This is a genomic window from Brevibacterium sp. UMB1308A, from assembly GCF_030230605.1.
Classification (GTDB): Bacteria; Actinomycetota; Actinomycetes; order Actinomycetales; family Brevibacteriaceae; genus Brevibacterium.
In genome coordinates, this window is sequence record NZ_JASPDO010000029.1 from 1 (window position 1) to 26,440 (window position 26,440).

The 26,440-nt window shown below is 59.2% G+C and carries 18 protein-coding genes; 13 read left to right on the forward strand and 5 right to left on the reverse strand.

Features of this window, described 5'->3' with window-relative positions; translation table 11 throughout:
• Positions 1 to 100 precede the first annotated feature (100 nt).
• Together QP868_RS10595 and orn are read right to left on the reverse strand one after the other, a co-directional pair.
• Complete coding sequence (locus QP868_RS10595) at positions 101 to 1,873, reverse strand: glycosyltransferase family 2 protein (protein WP_284926539.1); 1,773 nt, start codon at positions 1,871 to 1,873, stop codon at positions 101 to 103.
• A gap of 113 nt (positions 1,874 to 1,986) precedes the next feature.
• Complete coding sequence (gene orn, locus QP868_RS10600; protein ID WP_284926540.1) at positions 1,987 to 2,589, reverse strand: oligoribonuclease; 603 nt, start codon at positions 2,587 to 2,589, stop codon at positions 1,987 to 1,989.
• 131 nt (positions 2,590 to 2,720) lie between these two features.
• Between orn and QP868_RS10605 the strand changes: the two genes are divergently transcribed.
• The 3 genes from QP868_RS10605 (at position 2,721) to QP868_RS10615 (ending at position 7,238) form a co-directional block, all read left to right on the forward strand.
• Positions 2,721 to 4,412 (forward strand): DUF8094 domain-containing protein, encoded by a 1,692-nt coding sequence (locus QP868_RS10605; RefSeq protein ID WP_284926541.1) that lies wholly within the window; start codon positions 2,721 to 2,723, stop codon positions 4,410 to 4,412.
• Positions 4,413 to 4,536: 124 nt separating this feature from the next.
• Positions 4,537 to 5,511: a tetratricopeptide repeat protein gene (locus tag QP868_RS10610; protein WP_284926543.1), complete on the forward strand. Its 975-nt coding sequence runs from the start codon at positions 4,537 to 4,539 to the stop codon at positions 5,509 to 5,511.
• Positions 5,511 to 7,238: a DUF8094 domain-containing protein gene (locus QP868_RS10615; RefSeq protein ID WP_284926544.1), complete on the forward strand. Its 1,728-nt coding sequence runs from the start codon at positions 5,511 to 5,513 to the stop codon at positions 7,236 to 7,238. Before QP868_RS10610 ends, QP868_RS10615 begins: the two co-directional genes overlap by 1 nt.
• Positions 7,239 to 7,309: 71 nt before the next feature.
• Here the strand turns inward: QP868_RS10615 and QP868_RS10620 are convergent, their stop codons facing one another.
• A complete protein-coding gene (locus QP868_RS10620) occupies positions 7,310 to 7,771 on the reverse strand; it encodes a hypothetical protein (RefSeq protein WP_284926545.1) in 462 nt (153 codons plus the stop codon).
• An 11-nt stretch (positions 7,772 to 7,782) separates the two neighbouring features.
• Positions 7,783 to 8,133, reverse strand: a complete 351-nt coding sequence (locus QP868_RS10625; protein WP_005881697.1) for a hypothetical protein — start codon at positions 8,131 to 8,133, stop codon at positions 7,783 to 7,785.
• A 34-nt stretch (positions 8,134 to 8,167) separates the two neighbouring features.
• On the opposite strand from QP868_RS10625, the gene QP868_RS10630 reads away from it, so the two are divergent.
• The 4 genes from QP868_RS10630 to ligA are packed head-to-tail and all read left to right on the forward strand — an operon-like array spanning position 8,168 to position 13,890.
• Complete coding sequence (locus QP868_RS10630) at positions 8,168 to 9,448, forward strand: cysteine desulfurase family protein (RefSeq protein ID WP_284926546.1); 1,281 nt, start codon at positions 8,168 to 8,170, stop codon at positions 9,446 to 9,448.
• On the forward strand, positions 9,445 to 10,608 hold the full coding sequence (mnmA, locus tag QP868_RS10635; protein ID WP_284926547.1) for a tRNA 2-thiouridine(34) synthase MnmA: 1,164 nt from the start codon (positions 9,445 to 9,447) through the stop codon (positions 10,606 to 10,608). The genes QP868_RS10630 and mnmA overlap by 4 nt, the downstream gene beginning before the upstream one ends.
• Before the next feature lie 4 nt (positions 10,609 to 10,612).
• A complete protein-coding gene (locus QP868_RS10640; RefSeq protein ID WP_284926548.1) occupies positions 10,613 to 11,617 on the forward strand; it encodes a hypothetical protein in 1,005 nt (334 codons plus the stop codon).
• Between the two features lie 50 nt (positions 11,618 to 11,667).
• A complete protein-coding gene (ligA, locus tag QP868_RS10645) occupies positions 11,668 to 13,890 on the forward strand; it encodes an NAD-dependent DNA ligase LigA (protein ID WP_284926549.1) in 2,223 nt (740 codons plus the stop codon).
• 4 nt (positions 13,891 to 13,894) lie between these two features.
• Here ligA and QP868_RS10650 read toward each other — a convergent pair whose 3' ends face one another.
• Positions 13,895 to 15,520: a penicillin-binding transpeptidase domain-containing protein gene (locus tag QP868_RS10650; RefSeq protein ID WP_284926550.1), complete on the reverse strand. Its 1,626-nt coding sequence runs from the start codon at positions 15,518 to 15,520 to the stop codon at positions 13,895 to 13,897.
• 108 nt (positions 15,521 to 15,628) lie between these two features.
• Here QP868_RS10650 and QP868_RS10655 point away from each other — a divergent pair, with 108 nt between their 5' ends.
• The 6 genes from QP868_RS10655 to QP868_RS10680 all read left to right on the forward strand — a co-directional run bounded on the left by QP868_RS10655 (position 15,629) and on the right by QP868_RS10680 (position 26,384).
• Positions 15,629 to 16,408, forward strand: a complete 780-nt coding sequence (locus QP868_RS10655; protein WP_284926551.1) for a tRNA threonylcarbamoyladenosine dehydratase — start codon at positions 15,629 to 15,631, stop codon at positions 16,406 to 16,408.
• Positions 16,405 to 17,292 carry a TatD family hydrolase gene (locus QP868_RS10660; protein WP_284926552.1) on the forward strand — a complete coding sequence of 296 codons (888 nt, stop codon included), beginning with the start codon at positions 16,405 to 16,407 and terminating at the stop codon, positions 17,290 to 17,292. Before QP868_RS10655 ends, QP868_RS10660 begins: the two co-directional genes overlap by 4 nt.
• 47 nt (positions 17,293 to 17,339) lie before the next feature.
• Positions 17,340 to 17,645 (forward strand): Asp-tRNA(Asn)/Glu-tRNA(Gln) amidotransferase subunit GatC, encoded by a 306-nt coding sequence (gene gatC / locus QP868_RS10665; protein WP_284926553.1) that lies wholly within the window; start codon positions 17,340 to 17,342, stop codon positions 17,643 to 17,645.
• A 3-nt stretch (positions 17,646 to 17,648) separates the two neighbouring features.
• Positions 17,649 to 19,151 (forward strand): Asp-tRNA(Asn)/Glu-tRNA(Gln) amidotransferase subunit GatA, encoded by a 1,503-nt coding sequence (gatA, locus tag QP868_RS10670; RefSeq protein ID WP_284926554.1) that lies wholly within the window; start codon positions 17,649 to 17,651, stop codon positions 19,149 to 19,151.
• 9 nt (positions 19,152 to 19,160) lie between these two features.
• Positions 19,161 to 20,639, forward strand: coding sequence for an Asp-tRNA(Asn)/Glu-tRNA(Gln) amidotransferase subunit GatB (gene gatB / locus QP868_RS10675; protein WP_284926555.1), 1,479 nt, complete (start codon positions 19,161 to 19,163; stop codon positions 20,637 to 20,639).
• A gap of 270 nt (positions 20,640 to 20,909) precedes the next feature.
• Positions 20,910 to 26,384, forward strand: coding sequence for a G5 domain-containing protein (locus QP868_RS10680; RefSeq protein ID WP_284926556.1), 5,475 nt, complete (start codon positions 20,910 to 20,912; stop codon positions 26,382 to 26,384).
• Positions 26,385 to 26,440 lie beyond the last annotated feature (56 nt).

Genomic DNA, 26,440 nt, shown 5'->3' on the forward strand with positions numbered 1-26,440 from the left:
ATGCGCAGTTTCGCTCGCTTCGCGCCGTTTCGCAGGACGCCGAGGTCGTTGCTACTTTTCGGCGCCCGGTAGGCTCTCGCGATCTCCGTGTAGGTCGTCCCTACGAGGACTCCCGCTCAGTCTCTCGCTCTGAACCCTGCGCAGCTCTTTGTCCAGCCACAGAGCCCCGTCCGGATTCGTGTTCATTGCGCGCCAAAAGGGACGCGCGCCGGTGCGCACCGGCCGAAGTCATCTGCGCAGTCGCCAGGTCAGAGTCCGCATCGGCAACGATCGACTTCTCAGTCACATCGAACTTCTCGCGGTACTTACCAAACAACAAGCGGCCCTGAGAGTACAGCGCAGTCGAGGCGTTAAACGTCATGATGGTGAACGGGTACAAGAACCACTGGCCAATCATCATGAACGACCTCATGCGCCCGTAACGTACCGGTCGCGGTGTCAGGATCGACAAGAACACCAGCATGGATACCAACAGCGAAATCATCGCAACCTGCTGGATCACACCCACAACAAACGGCATGTTGGCAACGAATGACGTCTTTGAGCCACCGCTTTGCAGAAGCGCAATAACGGGCACCCAACCACCAAACGCAATGATGATGGACACACACGCCAGCGTGACGTGGCCTTCCAACAACATGAAGAACCGCACGGCGGCAGGCCAGAACGGAGCCTTCTTATCGGCTATTCCCTGAGCTGCGTACGGTACGTCTGATGCTCCGTAGGACCAGCGGGAAAGCTGTTTGAACTGAGCCACAATGGACTGCTTGAGCGTTCCAGCCAAAACAGCGTCCTGGAAGATAGGCACGTGAATCGCGGTGACCTTGTAGTCCCCACCAAAGTGGAAGTAGGAGCGCCAGTACTGGTGACCGTCTTCAACAATCGTGCGTTTGGACCAAAAGTCCATCTCCACCAATGCGTCCAATGACTGCGAGTGTGACGCGAAGTTGCGCAACGCAAAAGGCCGCACGGTAGTTGTCAGGTTGAAGAAGCAGTTCGCTGACGCGATCACGCGCGTAATCGCAGGGGCGTCCCAAATGTTGCTCAAGTACAAGGCGATGGGCTGGTAAGACCGACGCTTACGCTCTGGGTCAGCGATGTACTCGTATGAAACGTAGTCGAAATAGCTTTCGTACGGCTTGTTGTCACAGTCCAGGGTAGTGACGACAACGTTTGAGTAGTCGATTCCGTTTTCGTCTGCCCATTCCTGTACCCGGTAGCCCGCGTAGGTGATGTTCGCACCTTTACCGGCGATCTCATCGGGGAGGTCACGTGGGTGCTTGATTAGTTCGAACTCCCGGAACTTGTGCCCGTACTCATCTTTCAAACGGTTGACGGTCCGCTCGATTTCTTCACCACCTCGTTCTTCATATGCGAAGAAGATCGCCAGCTGTTCTCCTGGCGTTGTGGTGTACTGCAAACCACGCACAGTGGGCGCAATGACCTCATACGACTCGTTGTACGCCGCGATGATGACCGCGTGCACAATGTCGTTAGGGTGAATGTAGTCTTCTGGATTGCTCTTGATGAGATCGAGCAACTCCCGGTGACGGTGCACGTTAAACGACCCAGGTGGGCTAGGTGGTACACGCTTGCCGTCAAGCGTGAGCCCAATGTCGGTCAAACGCGATCCCCAGTCGACACGCGCCGAACGCTTATACCGGTTGTAGCCGCGGACCAAGTCGAACGCACCGCGCACACCACGGATAAACATAAATCCCACGACCAGCAACACGTAAACGGAACCCGCAATTGGTGAAATCGCTGACAGCACAATGAGCAGTACCAAAGCGCCGTAGCTCATCAGTGCTGGGAGGAGTTCGAAAAAGCGGTAAAGCGGTCTACGTTTTCCCAATGGGATTTCGTTGTCCACGTGATCACCTTACTTAAGTACAACAGGGCAACTTCTCATTATAAGAAGCACGCTGAGTGTTTGTGACAGATGAGCTGTAAATGGGGTGAAGATACGTGGTGATACTCGCCACGTTAAATCTGAGATGAGTCCGTAACTCCGCGTGCGGCTTCGATCGCAGCCTCTGACGTGACGTCGTCCACGAACGCCACGTTTCGGTAGTACTTCAGCTCCTTGATGGAGTCGAGGATGTCACCCAGTGCGCGGTGCCCACCGGTTTTTTCTGGCGCGTGGAAGTATGCCTTGGGTAGCCAGCGTTTGGCGAGTTCTTTGATCGTGGACACGTCAATAATGCGGTAGTGCAGGTGGTCCACGACCTGTGGCATTTGCTTCTGCAAGAACGTTTTGTCGGTACCCACCGAGTTGCCACCCAGCGGCGCCTTTCCGGCCTCGGGCACGTGCTTCTTGATGTAGTCCAGCACAATGGTGGCCGCTTCATCGACACTCAAACCAGCGTCAAGTTTGTCAATGAGGCCCGAGGTGGTGTGCATGTTGGTGACGAAATCGTTCATGTTCTCGCGGGCCCGCTGCGATGGTTTGATGATCACGTCAACGCCTTCGTCGACGGGGTTGAGGTCGAAGTCAGTTACTATTGCAGCGACTTCAATGAGTTCGTCGACCTCGAGTTCGAGGCCAGTCATTTCGCAGTCGATCCATACAATTTTGTCTATAGCCACGGTTAGATTGTACTGACAGCGTCCGCCAGTTTCTTAAGTAGTGCCCAGTTTCTTAAGCGGTGCTCAGAGTTGCGCTTTTGCGGCTTCTATAGAATAGTGGTCGATCTTTGTTGCCGTCGTTAGGGGAAAATGTGCGTTATGCCTTGGCTGGCGTCCTGATCGTCACGGGTCTCGTTGCTGGTTTCATTGGTGTTGCCCAAAAGACTATCTGGGCTCCCAGTGAACAGATTGTTGCCCATGCTGATCTGGCAGATCCAGGCTCTGTGGTTGTTATTGAACCTGGAGTGTTAAACCTGTACGAAGGCGCCGCTGATCTCAAGGTGGAACACGATGGCCCCATCTCAGTTGCTCGCGCCAGCAAGGAAAACGTTGACGCGTGGGTTGATTCGGCAGCTCACACCAAGGTTACTGGTGTGAAAAGCGAAACTGAGCTCCGTACTGAAAAAGTTGACGGTGACGAAGAAACCCCTTCCATTAAGGACAGTGACCTTTTCACCTCGGTGGAATCAGGTGAGTCTGAACTCAACATGCACTGGGAAGAAGACCCGGGACGCACGGCGTTCGTTGTCAGCTCAGACGGCAAAGCGCAGATTGATGGCAAGGTTTCGATCTCGTGGCCCAACTCTGCTTCAACCCCATGGGCAATCCCACTCATGGTGATCGGCGCCATCCTCATCATCCTGGGTATTGTTCTCGCTTTCCTTGCCCGCCGGAACGCTCGCCGCGAGCAAGAACGACGCAAGAAGCGCGCTGAGCGTCGTCGCAAGCTCGCCCAGATGGGAACGGCGTTCGTCATTGTCCCCGGTCTGGCGCTCGCAGGGTGCTCAAGCCCCGAACTTCCAGAACCTCAGCCCGACGAAGCTCCAGAAAGCCCTGGCGGGGTTATCACCGATGACCAGTTGAACTCAATTCTGGAACGCATCTCATCCACTGTTTCGGGGGCAGACGACAAGACGGACGCTAAGGCTCTAGAAGAGCGTGCAACGGGCCCCTTCCTTGAGCAGCGCAAAGCCGCCTACGGCATCAAGAAAAAAGACAAAGGCTTCAAACTTCCTCCCGCCCTGGCGACACAGAGCGTCAAGGTGAACTTCACCTCGGCGACGGACACGTGGCCGCGCGTCACGTCCGCGGTCACCTACGACGAGAAAACCAAACAAACCCAGGTGTTGATACTCAGCCAGGAATCACCTCGGGACAATTACAAAGTATGGGCCCAGGCCGTCATGTTGGGTGGAAGCGAATTCCCTTCCGTAAACGACTCACGTCAGGGTTCGGAACTGTTGCCCCCAGACGCTGACGGCCTAGCCATGACCCCTTCCGATGCCGTGAACACGTACATCGACATCCTGAAGAACGGTGGCAAAGCAAAGAACGTCAAGAACTTTGAAGACGACCCGTTCCGCAAGCAGACCGCTGACGGACAGCGCAAGGCAGCTGAGGCGCTCAAGGACGGAAACGCAAAAGTGACGTTTGGTTACGCCCGAGGTGACGAACTGGTTGCTCAGCAGGTGGCAGATGGTTCGGCAATGGTTGTGGGTTCGGCTGTCCAGAAAGTCACGTACTCGCCGGAAAAGGTTGATGGCCGTACGGGTCAACTGACGATTGACAAGCCACAGAGTGAAATCGTTGGGAAGAAAGAAACGGACAAGGACCTCACCACCGAATACCGTCAGGTCTACGTGTTCATTGTGCCTAAGGGTGAAGGAAAGGCTCGTTTGATTGGGCTGACTTCGGTGCTTTCGGGCGCCAAGATCGGAGACGGAAACGACGGCGGCGGAAACGACAGCAACGACGGTGGCGACAACGGCGGTAACGAAGAGTAACGCTGACCCGGTCTGTGCCGTCTACCGCACGTGTGAGCGCGCGCATGACAAGGCGTGCAGGACCGAAGGCGCAGTGGCCCTCGATCAACCGATAAACTGAACGTTCACAGGGAAAGGTCACAAAGTGAGCAACGAAGGCGTATTTGACCCACGGCAACAACAAGCACAACCACAGGGGCTCGACCTGTCGGCAGTTCGTACCCCCGCGCCGGGCGCTGGCGCAAACGGACAGTCAGCCCAGCAACAGCCAGCCGCTCAGCCACATGCCCAGCAGCAGGACCCCAACGGGGTGAATGTTCCGGCACTGGTTTTCGACGTTGACGAGCAGTCATTCGAAGCTGTTGTCCAACTGTCAACCCAGGTGCCTGTGGTGATCGACCTGTGGGCTGAATGGTGTGGGCCATGTAAGCAGCTGTCACCCGTGATCGAAAAAGTCACCCGCGACTACGACGGCCGGCTCGTACTGGCCAAGATCGACGTCGACAAGAACCCGCGCATTCAGCAGGCCTTTGGCGCCCAGTCGATCCCCACGGTTGTAGCACTGGTCAAGGGGCAACCCGTGCCACTGTTCCAAGGTGCAACGCCCGAACCACAGATCAAACAAGTGTTTGACCAACTGCTTACCGCAGCGGCACAAGCCGGTGTCAACAAGCGCGCAATCACCGGCGACGCCCCGCAGCAACCTGCTGGCCCCAAGTACCCAGAAGCCATTGAGGCGCTTGAAGCAGGTGACCTAGAACGGGCCGCTCAGGTGTACCAGGATGCGCTCAACGAAACACCTGGTGATGAAGACGCTAAGAGCGGTTTAGCACGTGTTGAACTGTTGCGTCGCACACGTGGAAAGGACCTCGCCGAGGTCCGCGCCCGTGCCGCTCAAGACCCCAGCGATGTTGACGCCGCCCTGGAGTGCGCGGACCTCGACATCAGCGGTGGTCACGTTGACGATGCTTTCGCACGCCTCATCACCACCTTGAGCAAGGTGACTGGAGATGACAAAGAGCGCGTTCGCAAACGCATCCTGGAACTGTTCGAAGTTGTTGGCCCGGCCGACCCACGGGTAACACAAGCTCGTGGCAAGTTGATGCGCGCCCTGTTCTAATGATTCGTCTGGTTCTATCTGGTCTGAGTGCGCTCGTGGGCGTGCTCAGTCTGATCTTGGTCATTTCGGCTCTGTCCGTTGTGGGTTTTGACGATGTCACACAGACCAAACCCCACAAGGTGGGCGACGGAACGTACGCGGTGGTGTTTGACCAACAGAGCATTCCGTTTACCAAGACGACTGCCACGATCAGCGCGGATTCTGAGAAGCCCATCATGCTGGGAGTGGCCAACGGGGTGGACTCATCGAGCTTCCTCACAGGCGTGAAGCACGAAGAAATTACCGAGGTGAAGTTCCCTCGGGACATCACCACCCGTTCTGTAGCGGGGGAGGAGACGCCTGCCAAGACCGCGCAGAGCCGTGACTGGTGGATCGACACAACGGAGGGCACGCATGTGTCACGGTCCTTCGATGTGGACGGCGATCCGCAAACGGTCGTTATCGCGCCCACTGGCGAGACCCCGAACCTCGACGGCACCACCGTTCGCATTTCGGTAGAAATGAAGGGCGTTTTAGCGTTTTGCCTGATGGGGATTGCGCTGAGCATCATCGCGTTTGCTGGGGCGTTCGCGCTCTTCATGTGGTGGAGGAACGAGCAACCTCGCGTGAAAAAGAAGACGACCGTGGGTGGCGGGGCCGCTGACAAGGACACGGACCCGCAAACGGCTCCCCAAAAGGGAGGCAGCGTTGAAAAGAGCGCCCGCACCACCTTCCAAGCTGGCCTCGCCCAAAAGATTCGCTCTGTTGCCAAAAACCGCCGCGCCCGAGGTGTGAGCGCCTTCGCCGTTGTTACGGCAGTGACGCTCAGTGGGTGCGGGTTGCCGGTTGCTCAGCCTCAGCAACCTGAGATTGAAAAGTACACGCGCCCAGGTATCAGGCAGGGCGAAGCGTCTAAGTTCCTGAAAGACTATTCGGACCAGTTGGACGAGGCACTTAAGGGTGATCACAAGAAGCTCGATCAGATCCAGACCGGGCCGCTTTTGCAGCGTACGCGTGCTGAAGTTGCGATTGCTGAAAAGACTGACGGCAAACTGTCGTCTCCACGGTTCTCATCTGTTTTGGCAGCCAGCCCGAACTTCGAAAAGTACCCCATGTGGTTTGTGGCTTTTGGGGCCGTTGATAAAAAAGACGCCGGCTCTCAAGCGCTCCTTGTGACCCGGGAATCAGCAACAGAAGAATGGACGGTCACTCAAGCGCTCTTTGTGCCCGATGACCAAGTTCCGGGATTTGAAGTAGATGAAGGCGGGTCTGCTGAACGCGCCCCAGATGGGTTCGCTACCAAACTGGGGGACACCTCGGACGTGGTCGCCAAATACTTAAGCGACGGTAACAAGGAGCACCTGGAAGGTGCCAAGATCAGCACGGAAGGCAAGGCGTTTGCAGACTTCCGGGATTACGTGGACAGCTACTCGGAAGGCGACAACGCGTTCGACAAAGTCTCCACCGAGTGCAAGCCGTACGAAGACGTGGACCTTTCGGCATACACCCTGGCAACCACGGACGGGGCCATAGGGTTTGGGGAAATCCGCTGTACGCTCACGCTTGAGGTGCCGGCCGAATACGCCGTGACACTCCCCAAAGCGGTCGAAGCTGTGAAGACAAGCGAAGAAAAAGGTAACCGCGTCATTATTGAGACATCGGTGCCGTTCATGGTGCATGAAGGTGACGGCGTAAAAGCAGTGGGAACCGGTTGGTTCATGCTGGAGTCGCGTACCGAGAAGAACTAGGGGCTAGCGGGGTTCGCAGGCCAGCGCCGAGGTGGTGCGGGCTTGGCGGCCACGCCTCACGCCTCGTGCGCCTACGCAGCGCGCGCCCGGCGACCCACCCGGAGTAACCAGAAGAGCCCCACGAACGGCAACACCAGTGGCACGAACCCGTAGCCGATCCCAAACGTGGACCACACGGTTGCAGCCGGAAACAGTTCAGGATCCAGCACCGTCAGCAAGCCCACGGACAAAACGCCCACCAGCTCAACGGACACCGCGACGACGGCGATGTGGTGAGTCACCCTGTTGCCAATGACCAGGCACACTGTGGCCACAACATACACAACAGCGGCAAACAAACTGAGTGAGTAGGCAAGCGGCGCGTGTTCAAAGTCACGGTAAAACTGGTAACCGGCCCGCGCGGTGGCAGACAGGGCGAAAATCCCGTAAACCGCGGTGAGCACGCGCCCCGGCCCAGAGTGCATGGCCGAATACGGGTTCTGCGCTGCCTTGGCGTTGCTGTCCTGGGCACCAGCACCCGCGCCGCCACCCATGCGGTTCTTCCTTATTGCCAAATCTGATCCATCCTAAAAACCATGATGAAAGCGGTAAATGAAGAAACTACTAAGACCATAGGCCCCCACTTAGACAGTTCGGCAAACGCCCAGTAACCGGAGGCAAGAACAACGGCGATCGCGGTGAGCACATAGCCGAAGAACAGGATGGGGTCGGTGCCTGTTTGAGTAGACCACATGACGACACCCATGATGAGCTGCACAATCAACAACAGCAACAGTCCCGCGGTGGTCAGCACCAGCGGGGGAGAGGCATGACGGTTACGCAGCGCGGTCACTAATGACCACACGAAGATCACCGCGCATACGGCATACTGGAAAACTGTATAGATGAAGAGCACCGAACCATTTTAGAGCACCTACACTGGAAGTCTCATGCGCATCTATTTGGATTACGCGGCCACCTGCCCTATTCAACCGCAGGTTTTGGACGCATACGTTGAAGAACTTCAGCAGGTCGGCAACCCGTCGGCCCTCCACGCATCCGGTCAGTCGGCTCGGATGCGTCTTGAGGCTGCCCGCGAACAACTCGCGCAGTGCGTGGGCGCGCAGTCAGCGGAGGTGGTGTTCACCTCGGGCGGTACGGAAGCCGACAACCTGGCACTCAAGGGGCTGTTCTGGCAGGCCAACAAGGCGCACCTCACCACCGGCGCTCCACACGAACGCCCGGTGGTCATGGTGTCAGCGATTGAACATTCGGCCATTTTGGAAACCGCGGAATGGCTCGAAACACAAGGAGCCACCATCGTCACCCTGCCGGTTGATGAGCAGGGCGTGGTGCGGGTAGACGCGGCCCGTGAACTGCTCGAAACCCACGGCCCGCGCACCGCGGTGGTGTCGGTGATGTGGGCGAACAACGAAATCGGCGTGCTCCAGCCCGTCACAGAGATCACCAAACTGGCTCACGCTCACGGCGCGCTCATGCACACCGACGCCGTGCAAGCGCTGGGCAACGTTGACCTGAACTTCAGCGAAGCGGGTGTGGACGCGATGACTGTGACCGCGCACAAGCTGGGCGGTCCCGTGGGCATTGGTGCGCTGATTCTCAAGCGTGGCGTCAACGCTGTGCCCGTGCTTCACGGGGGTGGGCAGGAACGGTCAGTGCGCTCCGGGACGCTGGACGTGCCCGGTGCTGTTGCGTTCGCCACGGCCGCACGGTTGGCTACGGAGAATCGCGACGAAAAGGTGCGCATCGCCCGCCTGCGTGACCGTCTGATCGCAGGTATTGAGGAGCGGATCCCGGATGCTCAGCTGACCGGCCCCCGAGGTGACGGCCGCCTCCCCGGCAACGCCCACTTTGTGTTCCCCGGCTGCGAGGGTGACACGTTGTTGTTCGGCTTGGACATGGCGGGATTCGACACGGCTACAGGTTCGGCGTGTTCGGCGGGAGTAAATCGGCCCAGTCACGTGTTGTTAGCTTTGGGGCGTAGCGAAGACAACGCGCGTTCGTCCCAGCGGTTCACTCTGGGACCGGGGACCACTGAAGAACATATTGATGCGCTGTTGAAGGTACTGCCCCAGGTCGTTGAAAACGCCCGCAAGGCCGGTATGGTGTCCGCGACACCGGCGTGGATGAGCGTGGGTGGCGGTTCCAGCGAAACCTCCAGTGAGACCTCCAGCGCAAGCACACATACAGAAGGGACTGAAACTTCGTGAAGATTTTGGCTGCCATGTCAGGTGGGGTTGACTCCGCCGTGGCTGCTGCCCGTGCGGTCGACGCCGGCCATGAGGTGGTAGGCGTACACCTGGCGCTGTCCAGAATGCCTGGCACCATGCGTACAGGTTCCCGAGGTTGTTGCACGATTGAGGACTCCCGTGACGCTCACCGTGTTGCGGGAATGTTGGGTATCCCATTTTATGTGTGGGATTTCTCGGAGCGGTTCAAAGAAGACATTGTCGATGACTTCATTGCGGAGTACTCGCAGGGCCGAACCCCTAACCCGTGCATGCGTTGCAATGAACGGATCAAGTTCGCAGCGCTACTCGACCGCGCACTCGCCTTGGGCTTCGACGCCGTTGCAACGGGCCACTACGCGGAAATCGTGTACGACCAGGACGGTCACCCGGAGCTACACCGCGGCGTGGACATGAACAAGGATCAGAGCTACGTGCTGGGTGTGCTCACGGAAGATCAGCTACGCCACTGCTATTTCCCCATTGGTGCATCAGCCTCCAAGGCCGATGTGCGCGCAGAAGCCGCCGACCGCGGATTCCCCGTGGCGAACAAGCCCGACTCGTATGACATTTGCTTTATTCCAGACGGGGACACTAAAGCGTGGTTGGCTGACAAGATCCCCATGCGCCCGGGCCTCATTAAGGACCAAGAGGGTAACGCGCTGGGTGAGCACGACGGAGCCATGACGTTTACGATTGGCCAGCGCAAAGGCCTTGCGCTGGAACGCCCGGCAGCTGATGGCAAGCCCCGCTACGTGGTCGACATTGACGCCAGGAACAACACCGTCACGGTGGGCGGGCGCGAAGCCTTGTCGGTTGATCGGCTCGAAGGAATCCGCGCCACGTGGTGCGGCCAGCCAGCGCAGAACATGGGCGACTCAGAAGACACCGCGCTGGACTGCGAAGTGCAGATCCGCGCCCACGCTGAACCCGTTCCCGCCCGCGTATGGCTGGGAGACGTGGTCACGCAGGCGCCGGAGTCCGAATACAACGTGCCTACACCTCGGCCTGCGGGTCAGACCCTCCACGTTGCGGTGAAGGAACCGCTTTCTGGGGTGGCACCCGGGCAGACCATGGTGATCTACGAAGGCACCCGCGTTCTGGGTCAGGCCACGATCGACCGGGCAAACCGGGTGGCATAACCGCGTGCCTCATGACACTGAACTCTTAGCGACCGGTTGGGGCGCGTGGCCGGGTGAAGACCCGCGGCAGGGTGCCTCGGTGGCCTTCAGTGAACTCGCTGCCGGATACCCACCGGTTCCGTACCCCAGCACCTTAGCGGTGGGCGGAACCCGGTGGGCGTGCGACCTCCTGGGCTTCGCAGTGACCCTGTGCGAGGGCCTGCCGGTGGACCTCACCTCGTACGGGTGGCGGCTGGCAAAAGGAACCGGCCGAGACGAATCCCGCGCTCGTTCCCGTCGCGCCCGCGCGATCGAAGCAGCCGAAGAATACGGTGCCGGTTTTGACGGCCGTATGATGCTCACGGTGCCCGGCCCGTGGACGCTGGTGCGGAACCTGTCTACACCGGATGGGAACCGGGTGTTGGGCGATTCCGGCGCTCGCCGCGATGTTATCCAGTCCTATGCGTTTGGTCTGGCCGATTACATGAGCGCACTGGAGCGCGCGCTGGGCCAGACCCCGCGCATCATGGTTGTTGAACGCGCGTTGGATCCGATCCTCACCGGCACCGTGCCCACGGTTTCCGGGTACCGCTCGTTACCCGCGTTGCCCGACCAGTTCGTCACCGCCGCGCTGGGCTCATTCCTCAAACGCGCAGGCACCGACCCGCTCCTGGCGCTCCCGGCGCTGAGCAGTGTGACGATCGCCGGAAAGCGGATCCCGCACCTCCAGTTGGCGCGTGAAGCGGGGGCAAGCGGTGTTGTGGTGCCGCTGCCTGGCAAGGATCCGCGCAAGTGGGAAACCCTCGCCGAGGCGGTAGATACCGTCGCCGAGGTGTGGCTCAGTCTCTCTGGTTCGGCTGGGGAGAAGCCCGACATGGTGAATCGGTGGGTGGACACGATCCGTGAGCCGTGGCATCGAACCGGAATGAGTGGTGCGTCCTTGGCTAAGCTTGGGATTGTGGCTGGTTACGGGTTCCCCACGGACATTCCGCCGCTCCTTCCCCAGGAGGCGACGGATACGAACGCGTGAGGCGGATATGCGCTCGCTGCCCGGTTGAGTGAGGCTCTCAAGGAGATCGAATGACACAGACAGACATTTCGCGTGTGCTTTCTGCAGACCCAGCTGAGCTTGAACCGGCTGAACGCCAAAAGCTGGCCGCGGAACTAGCCGCCCAAATCGAAGAGCACCGCGAAGCCTATTACGTCCACGACGCCCCCAAGATCTCCGACAAAGAGTTCGACGAACTGGTTCACGCACTTGAGGACTTAGAGAGCGCGTACCCTGAACTCGCCAGGGACGATTCACCCACCCAAAAGGTGGGCGGCTACGCGGACACAGAAGCATTCGCCCCCGTGCAACACGTGGCACGCATGTACTCCCTGGAAGACGTCTTCAGTGTTGAAGAACTGGACCAGTGGTTTGTGCGCGTCGCTAAGTCAGTTCCAGCTGGCACCCCGTTCTTAAGCGAGGTGAAGATCGACGGCCTGGCGTGCAATCTGCTGTACGAGAACGGCCAGTTGGTGCGTGCCGCCACCCGCGGCGACGGGTACACCGGTGAAGACATCACCGCAAATGTGCGCACCATCGCCGACATTCCAACCACGCTCAACGCCACGAATCCACCAGCGCGCGTGGAAATCCGCGGTGAAGTGTTCTTCCCCAGCGACAAGTTCGCCGACCTCAACGCAAGCCTTGTCGAACAGGGCAAACCACCGTTCGCTAACCCCCGCAACGCCGCGGCTGGGTCGCTGCGTCAAAAGGACCCCAACGTCACCGCTCAACGGCCACTGCACATGCTGGTCCACGGGATCGCCGCGTGGCAGTCGGGCGACGCGGGTGCGCAGGAACCCACACAGCAGTCCCAGGTGTATGACCTGTTGCGTGACTGGGGCATGCCCATTAGCCCGTACTACCGGGTCTGCACAACCCAGGACGATGTCCACGCCTACATCACCGAGTTCGGTGAACGCCGCCACGAACTCCTCCACGAAATCGACGGGATTGTGGTCAAGGTCGACAACATCGCCCTGCAAGAAGAGCTGGGTTACACATCGCGGGCACCCCGTTGGGCGTGCGCGTACAAGTACCCGCCGGAAGAAGTCACCACCAAACTGCTCGACATTCGGGTTCAAGTGGGCCGCACCGGCCGCGTGACACCATTCGCTGTCATGGAACCTGTTCTGGTTGCTGGCTCCACGGTTTCCCGCGCCACTTTGCACAACGCCCATGAGGTCAAACGCAAAGGCGTGCTGATCGGTGATGACGTGGTGATTCGGAAGGCCGGTGACGTCATTCCCGAGGTGTTGGGCCCGGTGACTGCCAACCGCGACGGATCTGAACGCGCCTTTGTCATGCCCACGCACTGCCCGGACTGTGGGGCGGAACTGTATGAGCAAAAAGAAGGCGACAAGGACCTTAGGTGCCCAAACTCGGAAACCTGCCCCGCACAGGTTGCTAACCGCTTGGCGTATCTCGCCTCCCGTGCAGCATTGGACATTGAGTTGCTGGGTGAAGAAGCCTCACTTGCACTCACTCAGCCACTGGGAGAACCCCCGCTGAAGTCGGAAGCCGGACTTTTCGACCTCACTGTGGACGACCTCGGCGAGGTTGAAATTGAGCGCGAAGTGAAAAAGAACGGTGTGCCCACCGGCGAAATTGACCGGGTTAAGTACTTCTTTACTAAGGAAGAGCTGTACGCGTCCGGTGAGAAAAAGGGCCAGGTGAAAAAGCCGTCGCAGCCGCGGGCCAACACTCTGGCGATGCTTGACGAAATTGAGAAGGCTAAAGGCCAGCCGTTGTGGAGGGTGCTGGTCGCGTTGTCGATCAGGCACGTGGGGCCCACAGCAGCACGAGACATTGCGGCGCATTTCCGTTCCATGGACGCGTTGCGCAACGCAACGGTTGAGGACCTTCTGGAAGTTGAAGGTGTGGGTGAGACGATCGCACAGAGTGTGGTCGACTGGTTCGCAGAAGAGTGGCACGCGCACATTGTCGACTCGTGGGCCAAAGCGGGAGTGCGCATGGCCGACGAACCTGCGGAAGAATCCACACAACCGCAAACGCTTGAAGGGCTCACGATCGTAGCGACCGGTTCGCTTGAGAACTTCACGCGCGACGGGATCAAGGAAGCGATCGTGGGGGCGGGCGGAAAGGCGTCGAGCTCCGTGTCCAAGAAAACCGACTACGTTGTTGCAGGTGAAAACGCCGGGTCCAAGCTCACCAAGGCACAAGACTTGGGGGTTCCCGTGCTCAACGAAGAACAGTTCCAGAAGTTGTTGGCCACAGGAGAAGCGCCTGCGTAGATCATCACTTCGCCACTTGGGCGAAGAAATCCTTTGCAATCGGAACGGCTGACGAGGCGTTGCTATCTTCAACGAACACCGAAATCGCAAGATCGCCGTCATAGCCCGTGAACCACTGGCTCGTGGTGTCGTCCGTAAACGCCTCGCGCATGGTGTTCCGCAGGTCCTTCACAGCCTGCGAGTCCAAGGGAGTGGCCGGTTCGTTCGGGGCATCCTCGGTGACCAGAACGGGTGAGACCGTGTGTCCGGCAGCGATAGAGGCGGCTACAGTGGCCATATTGAGCGGGCTGGCCAGCACCTCACCCTGACCGCGTGACGCTTCCTGCCGCGCTGCGGGCGAGTCGATGAGGGGAACCTTCCCTTTGGCCACGTCCAAACCATGTAATGAGGACGTAAATCCCAACGCCTTGGCTGAGTCAGCAAGCGTCTGCGAATTGAGCACGCCGTCCTTTGCCAGGGCGTACTCCGTCACACATGTGAACGTGGCCCCTGGTGCATACTGACCGTAGAGCGCACGGTTTGGTACAGCGCCGGCGGGGTCATGGTTGGCTACCGCGAGCACGTGCCCGTCGCTGGGTCGGATCGCAACGAGTGAAGCGGGTGAGTCAGATGAGCTCAAAACGTCCTGCGCTACCTTTTGTGTTCGCACATCGAGTGTGGTGGAGACGTCCGAGCCGGGTTCGCTCTGAATGGTGGCAAGTTCATGGGGAGGATCGAATTCCCCAGCGTCGCTAGGAATCCGTTCAACAGCAAATCCGCGGGTGCCACCGAGCTTCGAGTTGTACGCTCTTTGAATCCCTGACTTCCCCACGGTATCGCCTTCACGCGTTCCGCTGAGTTTCTCAATATCCTCCGCGGTCGCCGGGCCAACGGTTCCCAAGGTTTCGGTGGCAAAGTTTGCTTCGACCGTGATCGGTTGGCGTCCTTTCCTAAACACAACACCAGGAATGGGCCGGAGAGTCTTTTCTAAGCGGTTGTAATCTTCCTGCCTGAGAGCCGAAACGTGCAGATACTGATCTTCAGGCGCGGACTCCACACGTTTTTCGAGATCCTTCAACTCAAGGTCCAGAATCGACCGGAGCTCAGCCGCAAGTTTCGTAACGTCGGTGACCCGCCTTGGCTCAATCCCCACATTGACAACACGTGCCTCCTGCATGAGCGCAACCCCGCCCGCACCTCGGATAGCACCACGAGCAGCGACAAGTGACCGCACGCGCACCCGATCACCCAGGTTTAGACCGGGAGCAACCAGAGAATCTTCCGCTACGGGCTTCCACTTCAGTCCCACACGCTTAACCGTGATGCGCGTGCGGTACTCCCACGGCGTGATCGGTTGGGCAAAATCCCACGTCCACAACAGTTGTGCGTGTGCCACATCGCCATCGCGGCGTGTGGAGTCAAACTGGATGCGCGGTGTTACGCTCAGGCCTTCGACCAGGCTAGCGGATTCGAGCGAATCACCTGGTGAGCGGTTCGCCCATTCGTGTGTGACCGTGCCCGTTATGAGGTCCTCGATCGCATTGTTGACCGCGGCGCGGGGCGTGTTGACAAACAGGGGGACCACAAACGCAAGAGCAACTCCCACACACAGTCCAAGCGCTAAGGCGATACGAAACTGCCGTCGGTTCATCGCGTGCTCATGTGTTTTCGCTCCGGTACATGGGCACTATCCTAGTTGAGGCGCACACTGTGCCAGACCTGTGAAGAACCGACCAGCGACAAGGGTAGAAGCAACCACATGACCCACCAACGCTTTGCGCGACTCAAACTCATTCTGGGCGATGAAGGCCTGGAAAAACTGGCAGGTGCCACCGTGATGGTGACGGGACTCGGGGGAGTGGGTTCCAGCTGCGCGGAAGCCTTAGCGCGAGGCGGAGTGGGAACCCTGATCCTCATCGACCGCGACGTCATTGAGGAAAGCAACATCAACCGGCAAGCCCTGGCGTTCGTGTCCACGGTAGGCAAGGTCAAAGCCCAGGTCATGGAGGCGATGGTCGCTGATATCAACCCGGACTGCACCACCTACGCCCGCAACGTGTCCCTGAACCGGGAAAATCTGGGCGATGTGTTCGCGGAGCTGCCTCGCCCAGATTACGTCATCGACTGCATTGACGACGTCACCGGGAAAATCGAGATCGCGCAGTGGTGTGCGGAAAACCGGATCCACCTGGTGTCCTCAATGGGTGGCGGAAACAAACTGGACCCGTCGTATCTGAAGTTCGCAAAAGTCAACAAGACGCAGTACTGCCCGCTGGCAAAAGCGATCCGCCAAGTGTGTATTCGCCGCCGGATCCGCGGCCTCGAAGTTCTGTACTCGTCAGAAGTGCCCGTCAACATTGAGGACAAAGGCAGTGGCACCAAGGCCGAAACCGTGGGCACCATGAGCTATTTCCCACCCATCATGGGGCAAATGCTGGCAGGGAAAGTGATTCGCCGGCTGGTGGGCTTGGAAGAAACCCCGCTCGCACCGCGCATCGGTGGACCGGCAGATGCCAGCCAACCACCAACGGAGTCATGACCACCCTGCTCGACTCCCACTACCACTACGACTTCCTCCCGTCCCAGGAGCGGTCCGCGTTCCTGGATGAACTCGCGGGGGCTGGCGTGGAGATCGTGGCGCAGACGCTCACCCCGTCTGACTTCGTGGAGCTTGAGGCGGAAGAGCAGCGCAGGGTCGAAGCCAGTATCTCCGGTGGCCCGCACCCCAGTGGTTCCACCAGCCCCCGGTTGTCCGTGGGTTTTCACCCGTGGAACATCAGGCCAGACTACGAGCGCGAACTGGACATTTTTGCCCAGGCGCTCACACGCACCCGGTTCGTGGGGGAAGTGGGGTTGGATTATGTTCCGCGCCGCCTCCAGCAGGTGCCTGCTAAAACCCAGGCCGAGGTGTTCCGCAGAATCCTAGATATCCTCAGCTCCCAGCGGGCGGACGGCCCGTACGTCCTTTCGATTCACGCTGTCCGCAGCGCAAGCCAGGTGTGTGATGCGTTGGAGGCGACGGACACCTCGGGCATGGTGCCCATCTTCCACCGCTTTGGCGGCACCAGTGACGAACTCACCCGCCTCATCAAGCAAGGCGGGTACATCTCCGTTAACCCGGCGATGCTCGCCACCAAACGCGGACGCGCCTATGTCACGCAAGTTCCCGCAGACAGGCTTCTGTTAGAAACCGACTTGCCCGCGGGCAAAGAAGCCAGCGATGACCTCGGGAGTGGCCCCGGGAGCGCACCCAGCGAACCCAGCGACGACCTCGGGAAGACCTACGCACGGGAACTTACTGAAACGCTGAACGCGACGGTGAACACGCTGGCCGCCCTGCGCCACCAGGACCCGGACGAACTCGCCGTTAGCATCATGCACACAGCGCAACAGCTGTACGGAGCGCGACCCGCGGGCAGTTAGTACTACACTGATCAACGAAGTTGACGCACATATCAGAAGGGGTGACGATGACGGAGAAATCCGCGATCACACTCGAACAGGTGGAACACCTGGGCAACCTGGCGCGCATCTCGATGAGCCAGGAAGAACTCGAACAAGTTTCCAGTGATTTGGGACAGATCCTTTCAAGCGTGGCAAAAGTGTCGGAAGTGGCAACAGACGATATTCCCGCCACCAGTCACCCCATTCCTCTCACCAATGTCATGCGCCCTGACACCGTGGCCGACCAGCTCACAGCAGAGCAGGCCCTGTCCGCTGCGCCAGCGGAAGAAGACAACAAATTCCTGGTTCCGCAGATCTTGGGAGAGGACTAAACAATGACAGACCTGACCCGCAAGACAGCGACGGAACTGGCACAGGGCCTGCGCGCAGGCGACTTCACCTCCACCGAAGTCACGCGCGCGCACCTGGACCGCATCGAGTCGGTAGAACCCACCATCAACGCGTTCATCACCACCACCGCTGACGCAGCCTTGGCAACGGCGGCTGACGTGGACCGTAAGCGTGCGGCAGGCGAAGACCTGCACCCGTACGCCGGTGTGCCCATTGCGCTTAAAGACCTGGTGGTGACCCAAGGCATCCGCACCACCGCCGCATCGAAGATGCTGGCAAACTGGGTGCCACCCTACGACGCCACCGTGTACCAGAAAGTGCAGGAAGCTGGCCTTCCGCTGCTAGGTAAGACCAACCTCGACGAGTTCGCCATGGGCGCCACAACGGAACACTCCGCTTTTGGCAACACCACGAACCCGTGGGACACCACACGCTCACCGGGCGGGTCCTCGGGAGGTGCGGCCGCCTCGGTCGCGGCATTTGAAGCCCCGCTGTCAGTAGGAACCGACACGGGTGGGTCCATCCGCCAGCCGGCCGCATTCAACGGCTTGGTGGGAGTCAAGCCCACGTACGGATCGGTGTCCCGCTATGGGATCATCGCGATGGCCAGCTCGCTGGACCAGGTGGGGCCGTTGGCGCGCACGGTTGAAGACGCGGCCGCTTTGCACCAGATTCTGGCCGGTCACGACCGCCACGACTCCACATCACTTACCGACGAGGTCCCTGACTTCACCGCCGCCGCTCACGCGGGCGCGCAGGAAGGGCTCAAGGGCAAGAAGCTGGGTGTTATCCGCCAGCTGCAGGGCGAAGGTTGGGACGCCGGCGTGATCGCGCGGTTCAACGAAGCGCTCGAACTAGCCCAGAAGGCCGGAGCGGAAATCGTTGAAGTGGACATTCCGTCCATCGGGTACGCGGTTGAGGCGTACTACCTCATCATGCCGTCCGAGGTGTCTTCCAACTTGGCACGTTATGACGGCATGCGTTACGGGCTGCGGGTCGAACCGTCCGAAGGCCCGGTGACCGCTGAAACCGTGATGGCAGCTACACGTGCAGCCGGGTTCGGTAAAGAAGTGAAGCGCCGTATTCTCTTGGGAACCTACGCGCTGTCCGCCGGATACTACGACGCGTACTACGGTTCGGCACAGAAGGTGCGCACACTGGTGCAACGCGACTTCGCGGCGGCCTTTGACAAGGTCGACGTTCTCGTTTCGCCTACCTCGCCCACCACGGCGTTGCCGTTTGGAACCGAAAATGACGCCGACCCTATGGCCCTGTACATGGGTGACATCTCAACCATCCCAGCAAACCTCGCCGGAATCCCGGGCATGAGCCTGCCTTCGGGTCTGTCAGACGGCCTACCTACCGGGTTGCAACTGCTTGCACCGGCCCGTGAAGACGCCCGCCTCTACACAGTGGGAGGGGCGTTCGAAGCGGAACTCAACGGACACCTCGGCGGCCCTATTCTGGACCAGATTCCTCAGCTCTAAGGACACGAATTGAAGTACGAAGACGCAATTAAGAAGTACGACCCAGTTCTTGGAATCGAAGTCCACGTGGAACTGGGAACCGTGACAAAAATGTTTGACGCCGCCCCCAATACCTTTGGTGGCGGGCCCAACGAAAACACCACGCCTGTGTCGCTCGGTCTGCCCGGTGCGTTGCCGGTGGTGAACGAAACCGGTGTGGAGTACGCGATTAAGATCGGGCTGGCGCTAGGGTGCCAGATCGCTGAAACGTGCCGATTTGCGCGCAAGAACTACTTCTACCCTGACCTGGCGAAGAACTTCCAGACTTCGCAGTACGACGAGCCGATCGCATTTGACGGCGCGTTGGAAGTCGAGCTGGAAGACGGTCAGCTGGTGACTGTTGACATTGAGCGCGCGCACATGGAAGAAGACGCGGGGAAGAACACGCACGTGGGTGGGTCTTCGGGGCGTATCCAGGGTGCGGACTATTCGCTGGTGGACTACAACCGTGCCGGAGTTCCCCTGGTTGAGATTGTCACCCGGCCTATTACGGGTACGGGGGAGCGGGCGCCCGAGGTTGCAGCCGCGTATGTGCGCACGTTGCGGGACATCTTCAAGGCTTTGGGTGTTTCGGAAGCGCGCATGGAGCAGGGAAATGTGCGTGCCGACATTAACGTGTCGCTGCGTGAAAGCCCGGATGCGCCACTGGGCACCAGGACTGAGACGAAGAACGTGAACTCGTTCAGGTCGATTGAGCGGGCCGTGAAGTTTGAGATTGCACGCCAGGCCACCATTTTGGAGGCGGGCGAGAAGGTGTTGCAGGAGACTCGGCACTTCCACGAAGACACGGGTGAAACGTCGTCTGGTCGCGTGAAGTCCGATGCTGATGACTACCGTTACTTCCCTGAACCTGATCTGGTTCCCGTTTCACCTGCGCGTGAGTGGGTTGAGCAGTTGCGTGAAGAGTTGCCGGAACTGCCGGCTGCTAAGCGCCGTCGCCTCATTGGTGAGTGGGGATTCAGTGACCTGGAGATGCGTGACGTTGTCAACGCTGGTCTGCTTGAAGCTGTTGAGGATACGGTGGCGGCAGGTGCTAAGCCTGGGGACGCCCGTAAATGGTGGATGGGTGAGATTGCGCGTCAGGCGAAAGCTTCTGAGGCCGATGCTACGGAGCTGGTGACACCGGAACAGGTGGCTGAGCTCGCTGACCTAGTGAAGCAGGGCAAGCTCAATGACAAGCTGGCGCGGAAAGTGCTGGAAGGTGTCATCGCCGGTGAAGGTAACCCGGCTGCTGTGATGGAAGCGCGCGGTCTGGAGATCGTGGAAGACGACGGGGCGTTGGAAGCTGCCGTTGATCAGGCGATCGCTGACAACCCTGATGTGGTTGAGAAGATCAAGGGTGGCAAGATGCAGGCGATTGGTGCGCTCATGGGGCCCATCATGAAAGCCACACGTGGTCAAGCCGATGCAGGTAAAGCGCGCGAAATGATCATGTCAAAGATTCAGTGATGCGCGTTACGCCCCGCCCCAGTGGCGGGGCGTTTTTCGTTGTGAGGACGCTGTGTGTCTTTGGTGAGAGGCGTCACTTGAGTGGCGCGCGTGACCACTGTTTGCACTGTTCTGTATGTGGCGTGTTACCAGGGGGTATGGAAGCTGAGCCGATTGTGTGAAACAATTGTGGCGCTTAATAAAGTATGTGTATTCCATGATTCTCACCTCAACGGGCAATGGTGGAACGGCCCATTGGTGTTGTTTAAAACCTCCAGGAAGGACTGAGGGATGAATTCCTCGAAGACTTCGACGCTGCGGAGGCGCTTCTTGCGCGTCCCGATTGCCGCTCTGTCGGCCCTCGCATTAACGGCTGGGGCATTTGCTGTACCTAACTTGATGTCGGGCGATTCGGCGGCTGCAGCTGATTTCACAGGCGGCATCCGCGAGAAGTCCGGTGCGGTAGAGAAGGACGCCCAGAAGGCCTCCGACCTGCCGGCCGGATCGTGTGTTGTCTCGGAGAACACTCCGAAGGGCAGCCAAGCTGGTTTCAGCTGGGACACCCTGGAGCCAGGCGCTGACAGCCCCTCGAAAACCCGGTGGGGTTTGAGCGTCTCCTTCGATAACTCGGAGGACCGCACGTTCGCAGATTGGAGCTTTACCAATTCAGGCCTTATGGGTGCGTACCTCGATGCGGGACAGGTTCCCTCTATGCGGGCCGGTCAGAACTTTCTTGGCAACAATGTCACTGACAAGGCCACCGAAAACCTCGGTATTACTGCTTCTAGGCAACAGCGAAACCTGAACCTCAACGCGGAACTGACCGATGCGAAAGTCAAGCAGTTCGCTGAGGCCACTGCCGCTAACCCGGTACGTTATGCCTGGCAGGGAAACTATAAGACTGACCGTACCACCGGCCCGTTTGCCACCCAGGGAGGCAGTGCATTCTTTACGGCCGTCGTGAACCCGTGGCCGAGCGAAAACATCGAATGTAACCCGATCACGGTGTCGTGGGAGAACTTTGAGAAGCACGTCATCATTGCAGGTGCGGAAACCAAGGTCGGTAAGATCAACGTTCCTGCTGTTGCGAACGGTGGCACGGACGATTCTATGTCCCGCATGGTCGTGGAGGCCTACGACGGCAACGGCCAGTTCATCGGTACCACTGATCCGGCGGCGTCTGGCGGCACCAAGAACCTGCGCATCGACGAAACGACCGGCGACATCTACTTCACGTGGCCTGAATATCGCGGCACCGACCTGGCGACTGACAAGAACGTGAACTTCTCCGTTCTGGCGAAGCCACGTACCGTCGACCAGCTCCAGGCGGCTGCCGAGAACAACAACTTCGGTGAAGGCGCTACCTTCGACAGCTCCAACTTGCTGACCCGCTACAACAAGGCGAACGTCATCGACTCGAAGGCGTTCTCCTTGGATGACACCGAGTACCACTCCCCGAAGTACGACAAGACGGACGCCACGATCATCTCCGGCGTCGATAGCGCTACCGGTCCGATTGCTACCGAGCCGCAGAAGGTCACCTTCACCCAGACCCCTGACCTGATCAAGGACCTGGCGAAGAAGGAGGCAGACGGCGGTTACGAAGCCAAGGTCACCCTGGATGAGAAGTACGTCTATGAGGGCTGGACCGTCGAGATGGACGAGAACTACAACGTCACCGTCACCGCTCCAGAGAACCCGCGCCCAGGCACCTTCGCGCGCCCTGTGATCACGGTGGAGTACTCCAACGGTTCCACTGACAAGCTCGAACTCCTCGTAGTTGTTGACCCGAACAACACCCAGGTCACCGACCTCGTGCGCCCAAGCCTGACTAAGGGCCACATCGGCGACGACCTCACCGCCCAGGTGGGCACCAAGTCCATCATGAAGGGCTACAAGCCGGTTCACCCGGCCAAGTTCGAGATCGATGAGTCCACCGTCCCTGCTGGCTGGACCGTCACGGTCGATGACACCGGCAAGGTCACCGCGAAGGCGGACGACACCGTCGCGCCGGGCACGATCATCACCCCGAAGGTCAAGGCAACCTACCCGGACCAGACCACGGATGAGATCGAGACCCAGTTCCAGGCGATCGTGGACATCAAGATCCCGACCTACGACACGGTGACTAATAAGCCGACTGCGAAGGTCTCCCTCAAGCCTGAGATCCCGGAGCGTGGCCTGAGCGGTAACACGACCGACGAAGCGCCGAAGCGTTACACCTTCCCGGACGGTAAGACCCAGATGACGGTCACCGATGACAGCGGCACGTGGACCGTCAAGATTGACGAGGACACTGGTGAGGTCACCACGACGATTCCGCGGACTGCGCCTGAAGGTTACATCCTGAACGTTCCGGTTCTTGCGTACTACGACAACGCTGACAAGCCGCAAGAGGTTAAGGGCACCGTCGTCGTTCTCAAGAGCGATTTCGCCCCTACCTACTCCGTGGAGTCGACTGGCCCGAACCAGGCCGTGAACCACCAGGTACAGGACGCTCCTAAGGGCTCCAAGTTCTCCTTCGGCAAGGACGAGAATGATCAGCCGATCCTTGAGCAGGAAGTTGATGGCTGGAAGTACACCATCGACCCGAACACCGGTGTCGTGTCTTCCACCCCGCCAGCAGACTCCAAGCCGGGTGACAAGAAGACCATCAACGTCACTGTGACCACTCCGGATGGCTCCACCCCGCTGGTGCCAGTCACCACCGTGGTGAAGTTGTCCAACAATTGGGAAGCTGAGCCTTCGTACCCGGTAGAAACCGTGTATCCCGGTGACACAGCAAAGCTGCCAGTTGCACTGGACAAGCCGGACACCGTGAATGTCGCGAAGGAAAACCCGTACAAGTTGGGTGATGTTCCTGCTGGCTGGCAAGTCGAAATTGCGGAGGACGGCACTATCACGGCAACCGCACCTGCGGATGCGAAGGCGGGCGATCAAGCCAAGATTCCGGTTACTGTGACCTACGAAGATGGCTCTACGGATACCGCTTACGCAGTAGTGAACGTTGTTGACGTTCCAACCCGCGAAGTTCCGTTCAAGGTCGAGTACAAGTACGACGACACCATCCCTGCCGGCGAGTACAAGGTTGAGACCAAGGGCAAGCCTGGCAAGGAGAAGATGAACAAGGACGGTACTTGGGAGCGCTCCGAAGAGCCTCAGAATGAGGTCGTCGTCATCGGCACCAAGCCAGCTGCGAGCGCCAAGGAAGTCACCTGGAAGGTTCCAATCCCGTACCCGACCGAGGTTCGCGAGAACCCGGACCTGAAGCCTGGTGAAACCCGGGTTGTTCAGGAAGGTGAGAACGGCGAGAAGACCTTCACCGCTAAGTTCACCGCTACGGGCGATCAGGCTGAGGTGGTCGAGGAAGAGACCACCAAGGAACCTGTCAAGCGGATCGTCGAGTACGGTCCGGGCATTGCTCCAAGCGAGCTGGTGACCAAGACCGAGAAGCCGATTCCGTTCGACACCAAGGTGATCTTCGATGACACCTTGGAGGCTGGCAAGCAGGTTGTTGACCAGAAGGGCGAGGTCGGTACCGAGGTTGAGACCTCGACTCAGAAGCTCGTGGACGGCAAGCCTTCGGGCGACCCGGTCGTGACCTCTGAGCGCACCAAGGAACCGACCGAGCAGATCATCCGCGTCGGCACCAAGACCACTGGTGAAATCAAGAACTCGGTTGAGGCTGAGGTTCCGTTCGGCGTGAAGGTCGAGTTCGACCCGAACCTGCCTGCTGGCACCTCGAAGACTGTCACCGAGGGTAAGCCTGGTAAAAAGACCATTACCGTGACTCAGAAGGTCACCAATTCGCAGCCGGATGGCGAAGCCACTGTCGAGGAGAAGGTCACTCAACAGCCGGTTGACCAGGTCATCAAGGTCGGTACCAAGCCGTCTGAGGCTTCGTCGAAGGTCACCTGGACCGCCCAGGTTCCGTTCGAGGTTATTACCCGCCCGAACCCGGAGCTGAAACCGGGTGAGATCAAGGTCGTCCAGAAGGGCGTGCCTGGTGAGAAGACCTACACCGCTGACTTCAAGGCTAAGGGCGACCAGGCAACTGTCACCCCTGAAGAGAAGCAGACCAAGGACCCCGTCAACGAGATCATCGAATACGGCCCAGCTGCTGAGGACACCACTGTGGTGACCAGGGTTGACAAGCCGGTTCCGTTCGAAACTGAGATCGTCTTCGACAACACCCTCAAGGAGGGCGAGCAGAAGGTTGATCAACAGGGGCAGACCGGTACCGAGGTTGTGACCTCGACTCAGAAGATCGTGGACGGTAAGCCTTCGGGCGACCCTGAAGTGACGACTGAGCGCACGAAGGAACCTGTCAAGCAGATCATCCGCGTTGGTACCAAGACCACTGGCACTCATACGAGTGAGTACGAAAAGGACGTGCCGTTCGAGACCGAGATCATCTTCGACGAGAACCTGGAAGCCGGAAAGCAGGAAACTGTCCAGGAAGGCAAACTGGGTAAGGACAAGGTCACCACGACCCTGACCATCGAGAACTCGACGGTCGTGGATTCCAAGACCGAAACCAAGCGTGTGACCGAGCCTGTCAAGAAGATCATCAAGGTCGGCACTAAGGGCAATCCTGCCTCCACGGAGATTGAGTGGACCGAGAATACCCCGTTCGGTGTCGAGGTACGCGTCAACCCCGAGCTGCAACCTGGCGAGACCAAGGTTGTCCAAGAGGGCAAGCCCGGTGAGGTGAAGCACACCGTTGGTGTCGAAGTTGACGACAAGGGCAACGTCACCAAGGGTGAGCCTAAGTCGGAGACAGTGAGCGAGCCTGTCAAGCAGATCATCGAGGTTGGTCCTGCAAAGGAACACCAGACTGAGTTGACGGACAAGCACACGGAAAACACTCCGTACGACACCATCATCGAGTACGACCCGAACCTCGAGGTTGGCAAGGTTGTTGAGGACCAGGCTGGTGCCTTCGGTGAGAAGGAAATCACCAAGACCTGGAAGCTCGAAAACGGCAAGCCAGTAGGCGATCCAGAAGTGTCCGAGAAGGTTCTTAAGGATCCGCAACCACGCAAGATCCGCGTGGGTGCCAAGTGCAACTGCGAGACTCCGACTCCAGACCCGACTGAGGAGCCGACTACGGACCCAACTGACAATCCATCGGACGATCCGACTCCGGATCCGACCGGTGAACCTTCGGAGGAGCCATCAGAGCAACCTTCGGACGAACCAACGGCGGAGCCTAGCGAGGACCCATCTGAGGAACCGACGCCGGAACCATCGGACGATCCTTCGGAAACTCCAACCGGAGAGCCTTCGGAAACCCCGAGTGAGGAACCTAGCCAGGATCCATCCGAGGAGCCTTCGGAAACTCCAAGCGAGGAACCTAGCCAGGATCCTTCCGAGGAACCTTCTGAGCAGCCATCGGACAAGCCGTCAGAACAACCATCGGATGAACCGTCTGACAAGCCTTCGGAGACTCCAAGCCAGGAGCCTAGCCAGGATCCTTCCGAGCGGCCTTCGGACAAGCCATCAGATAAGCCATCAGACGAACCTGGTAATCCTGGGGACTCGCCTTCAGACGAGCCAAGCGAACCGAGCAAGCCAGGACAACCTGGGGATGGTTCGGACGGTCCTGGAAAGCCTGGTGACTCCACCGAGCCTGGCGATTCCGGTAAGCCTGGCCCGCTCCCTCGAACAGGTACTGAGGTAGCTCTGGCAGTGGCTATGGGTCTGGGCATGATCGGTGCAGGTGTAGCACTGACAGTGGCCAGCCGCAGGAACCGTCGTAACTAACGGCTCCGACTGACCGGGGACAGTGTCCTCGGCAAGACATCACAAAGCGAGTGGTG

What these genes read in the sequence shown, in the direction of transcription:
- QP868_RS10660 (WP_284926552.1), top strand. Translation starts at nt 16,405, where the DNA reads ATGACCACCCTGCTCGACTCCCACTACCACTACGACTTCCTCCCGTCC.
- QP868_RS10620 (WP_284926545.1), bottom strand. Translation starts at nt 7,771, where the DNA reads ATGGGTGGCGGCGCGGGTGCTGGTGCCCAGGACAGCAACGCCAAGGCA.
- gatA (WP_284926554.1), top strand. Translation starts at nt 17,649, where the DNA reads ATGACAGACCTGACCCGCAAGACAGCGACGGAACTGGCACAGGGCCTG.
- QP868_RS10655 (WP_284926551.1), top strand. Translation starts at nt 15,629, where the DNA reads ATGACCCACCAACGCTTTGCGCGACTCAAACTCATTCTGGGCGATGAA.
- gatC (WP_284926553.1), top strand. Translation starts at nt 17,340, where the DNA reads ATGACGGAGAAATCCGCGATCACACTCGAACAGGTGGAACACCTGGGC.
- QP868_RS10680 (WP_284926556.1), top strand. Translation starts at nt 20,910, where the DNA reads ATGAATTCCTCGAAGACTTCGACGCTGCGGAGGCGCTTCTTGCGCGTC.
- QP868_RS10615 (WP_284926544.1), top strand. Translation starts at nt 5,511, where the DNA reads ATGATTCGTCTGGTTCTATCTGGTCTGAGTGCGCTCGTGGGCGTGCTC.
- QP868_RS10630 (WP_284926546.1), top strand. Translation starts at nt 8,168, where the DNA reads ATGCGCATCTATTTGGATTACGCGGCCACCTGCCCTATTCAACCGCAG.
- QP868_RS10650 (WP_284926550.1), bottom strand. Translation starts at nt 15,520, where the DNA reads ATGAACCGACGGCAGTTTCGTATCGCCTTAGCGCTTGGACTGTGTGTG.
- ligA (WP_284926549.1), top strand. Translation starts at nt 11,668, where the DNA reads ATGACACAGACAGACATTTCGCGTGTGCTTTCTGCAGACCCAGCTGAG.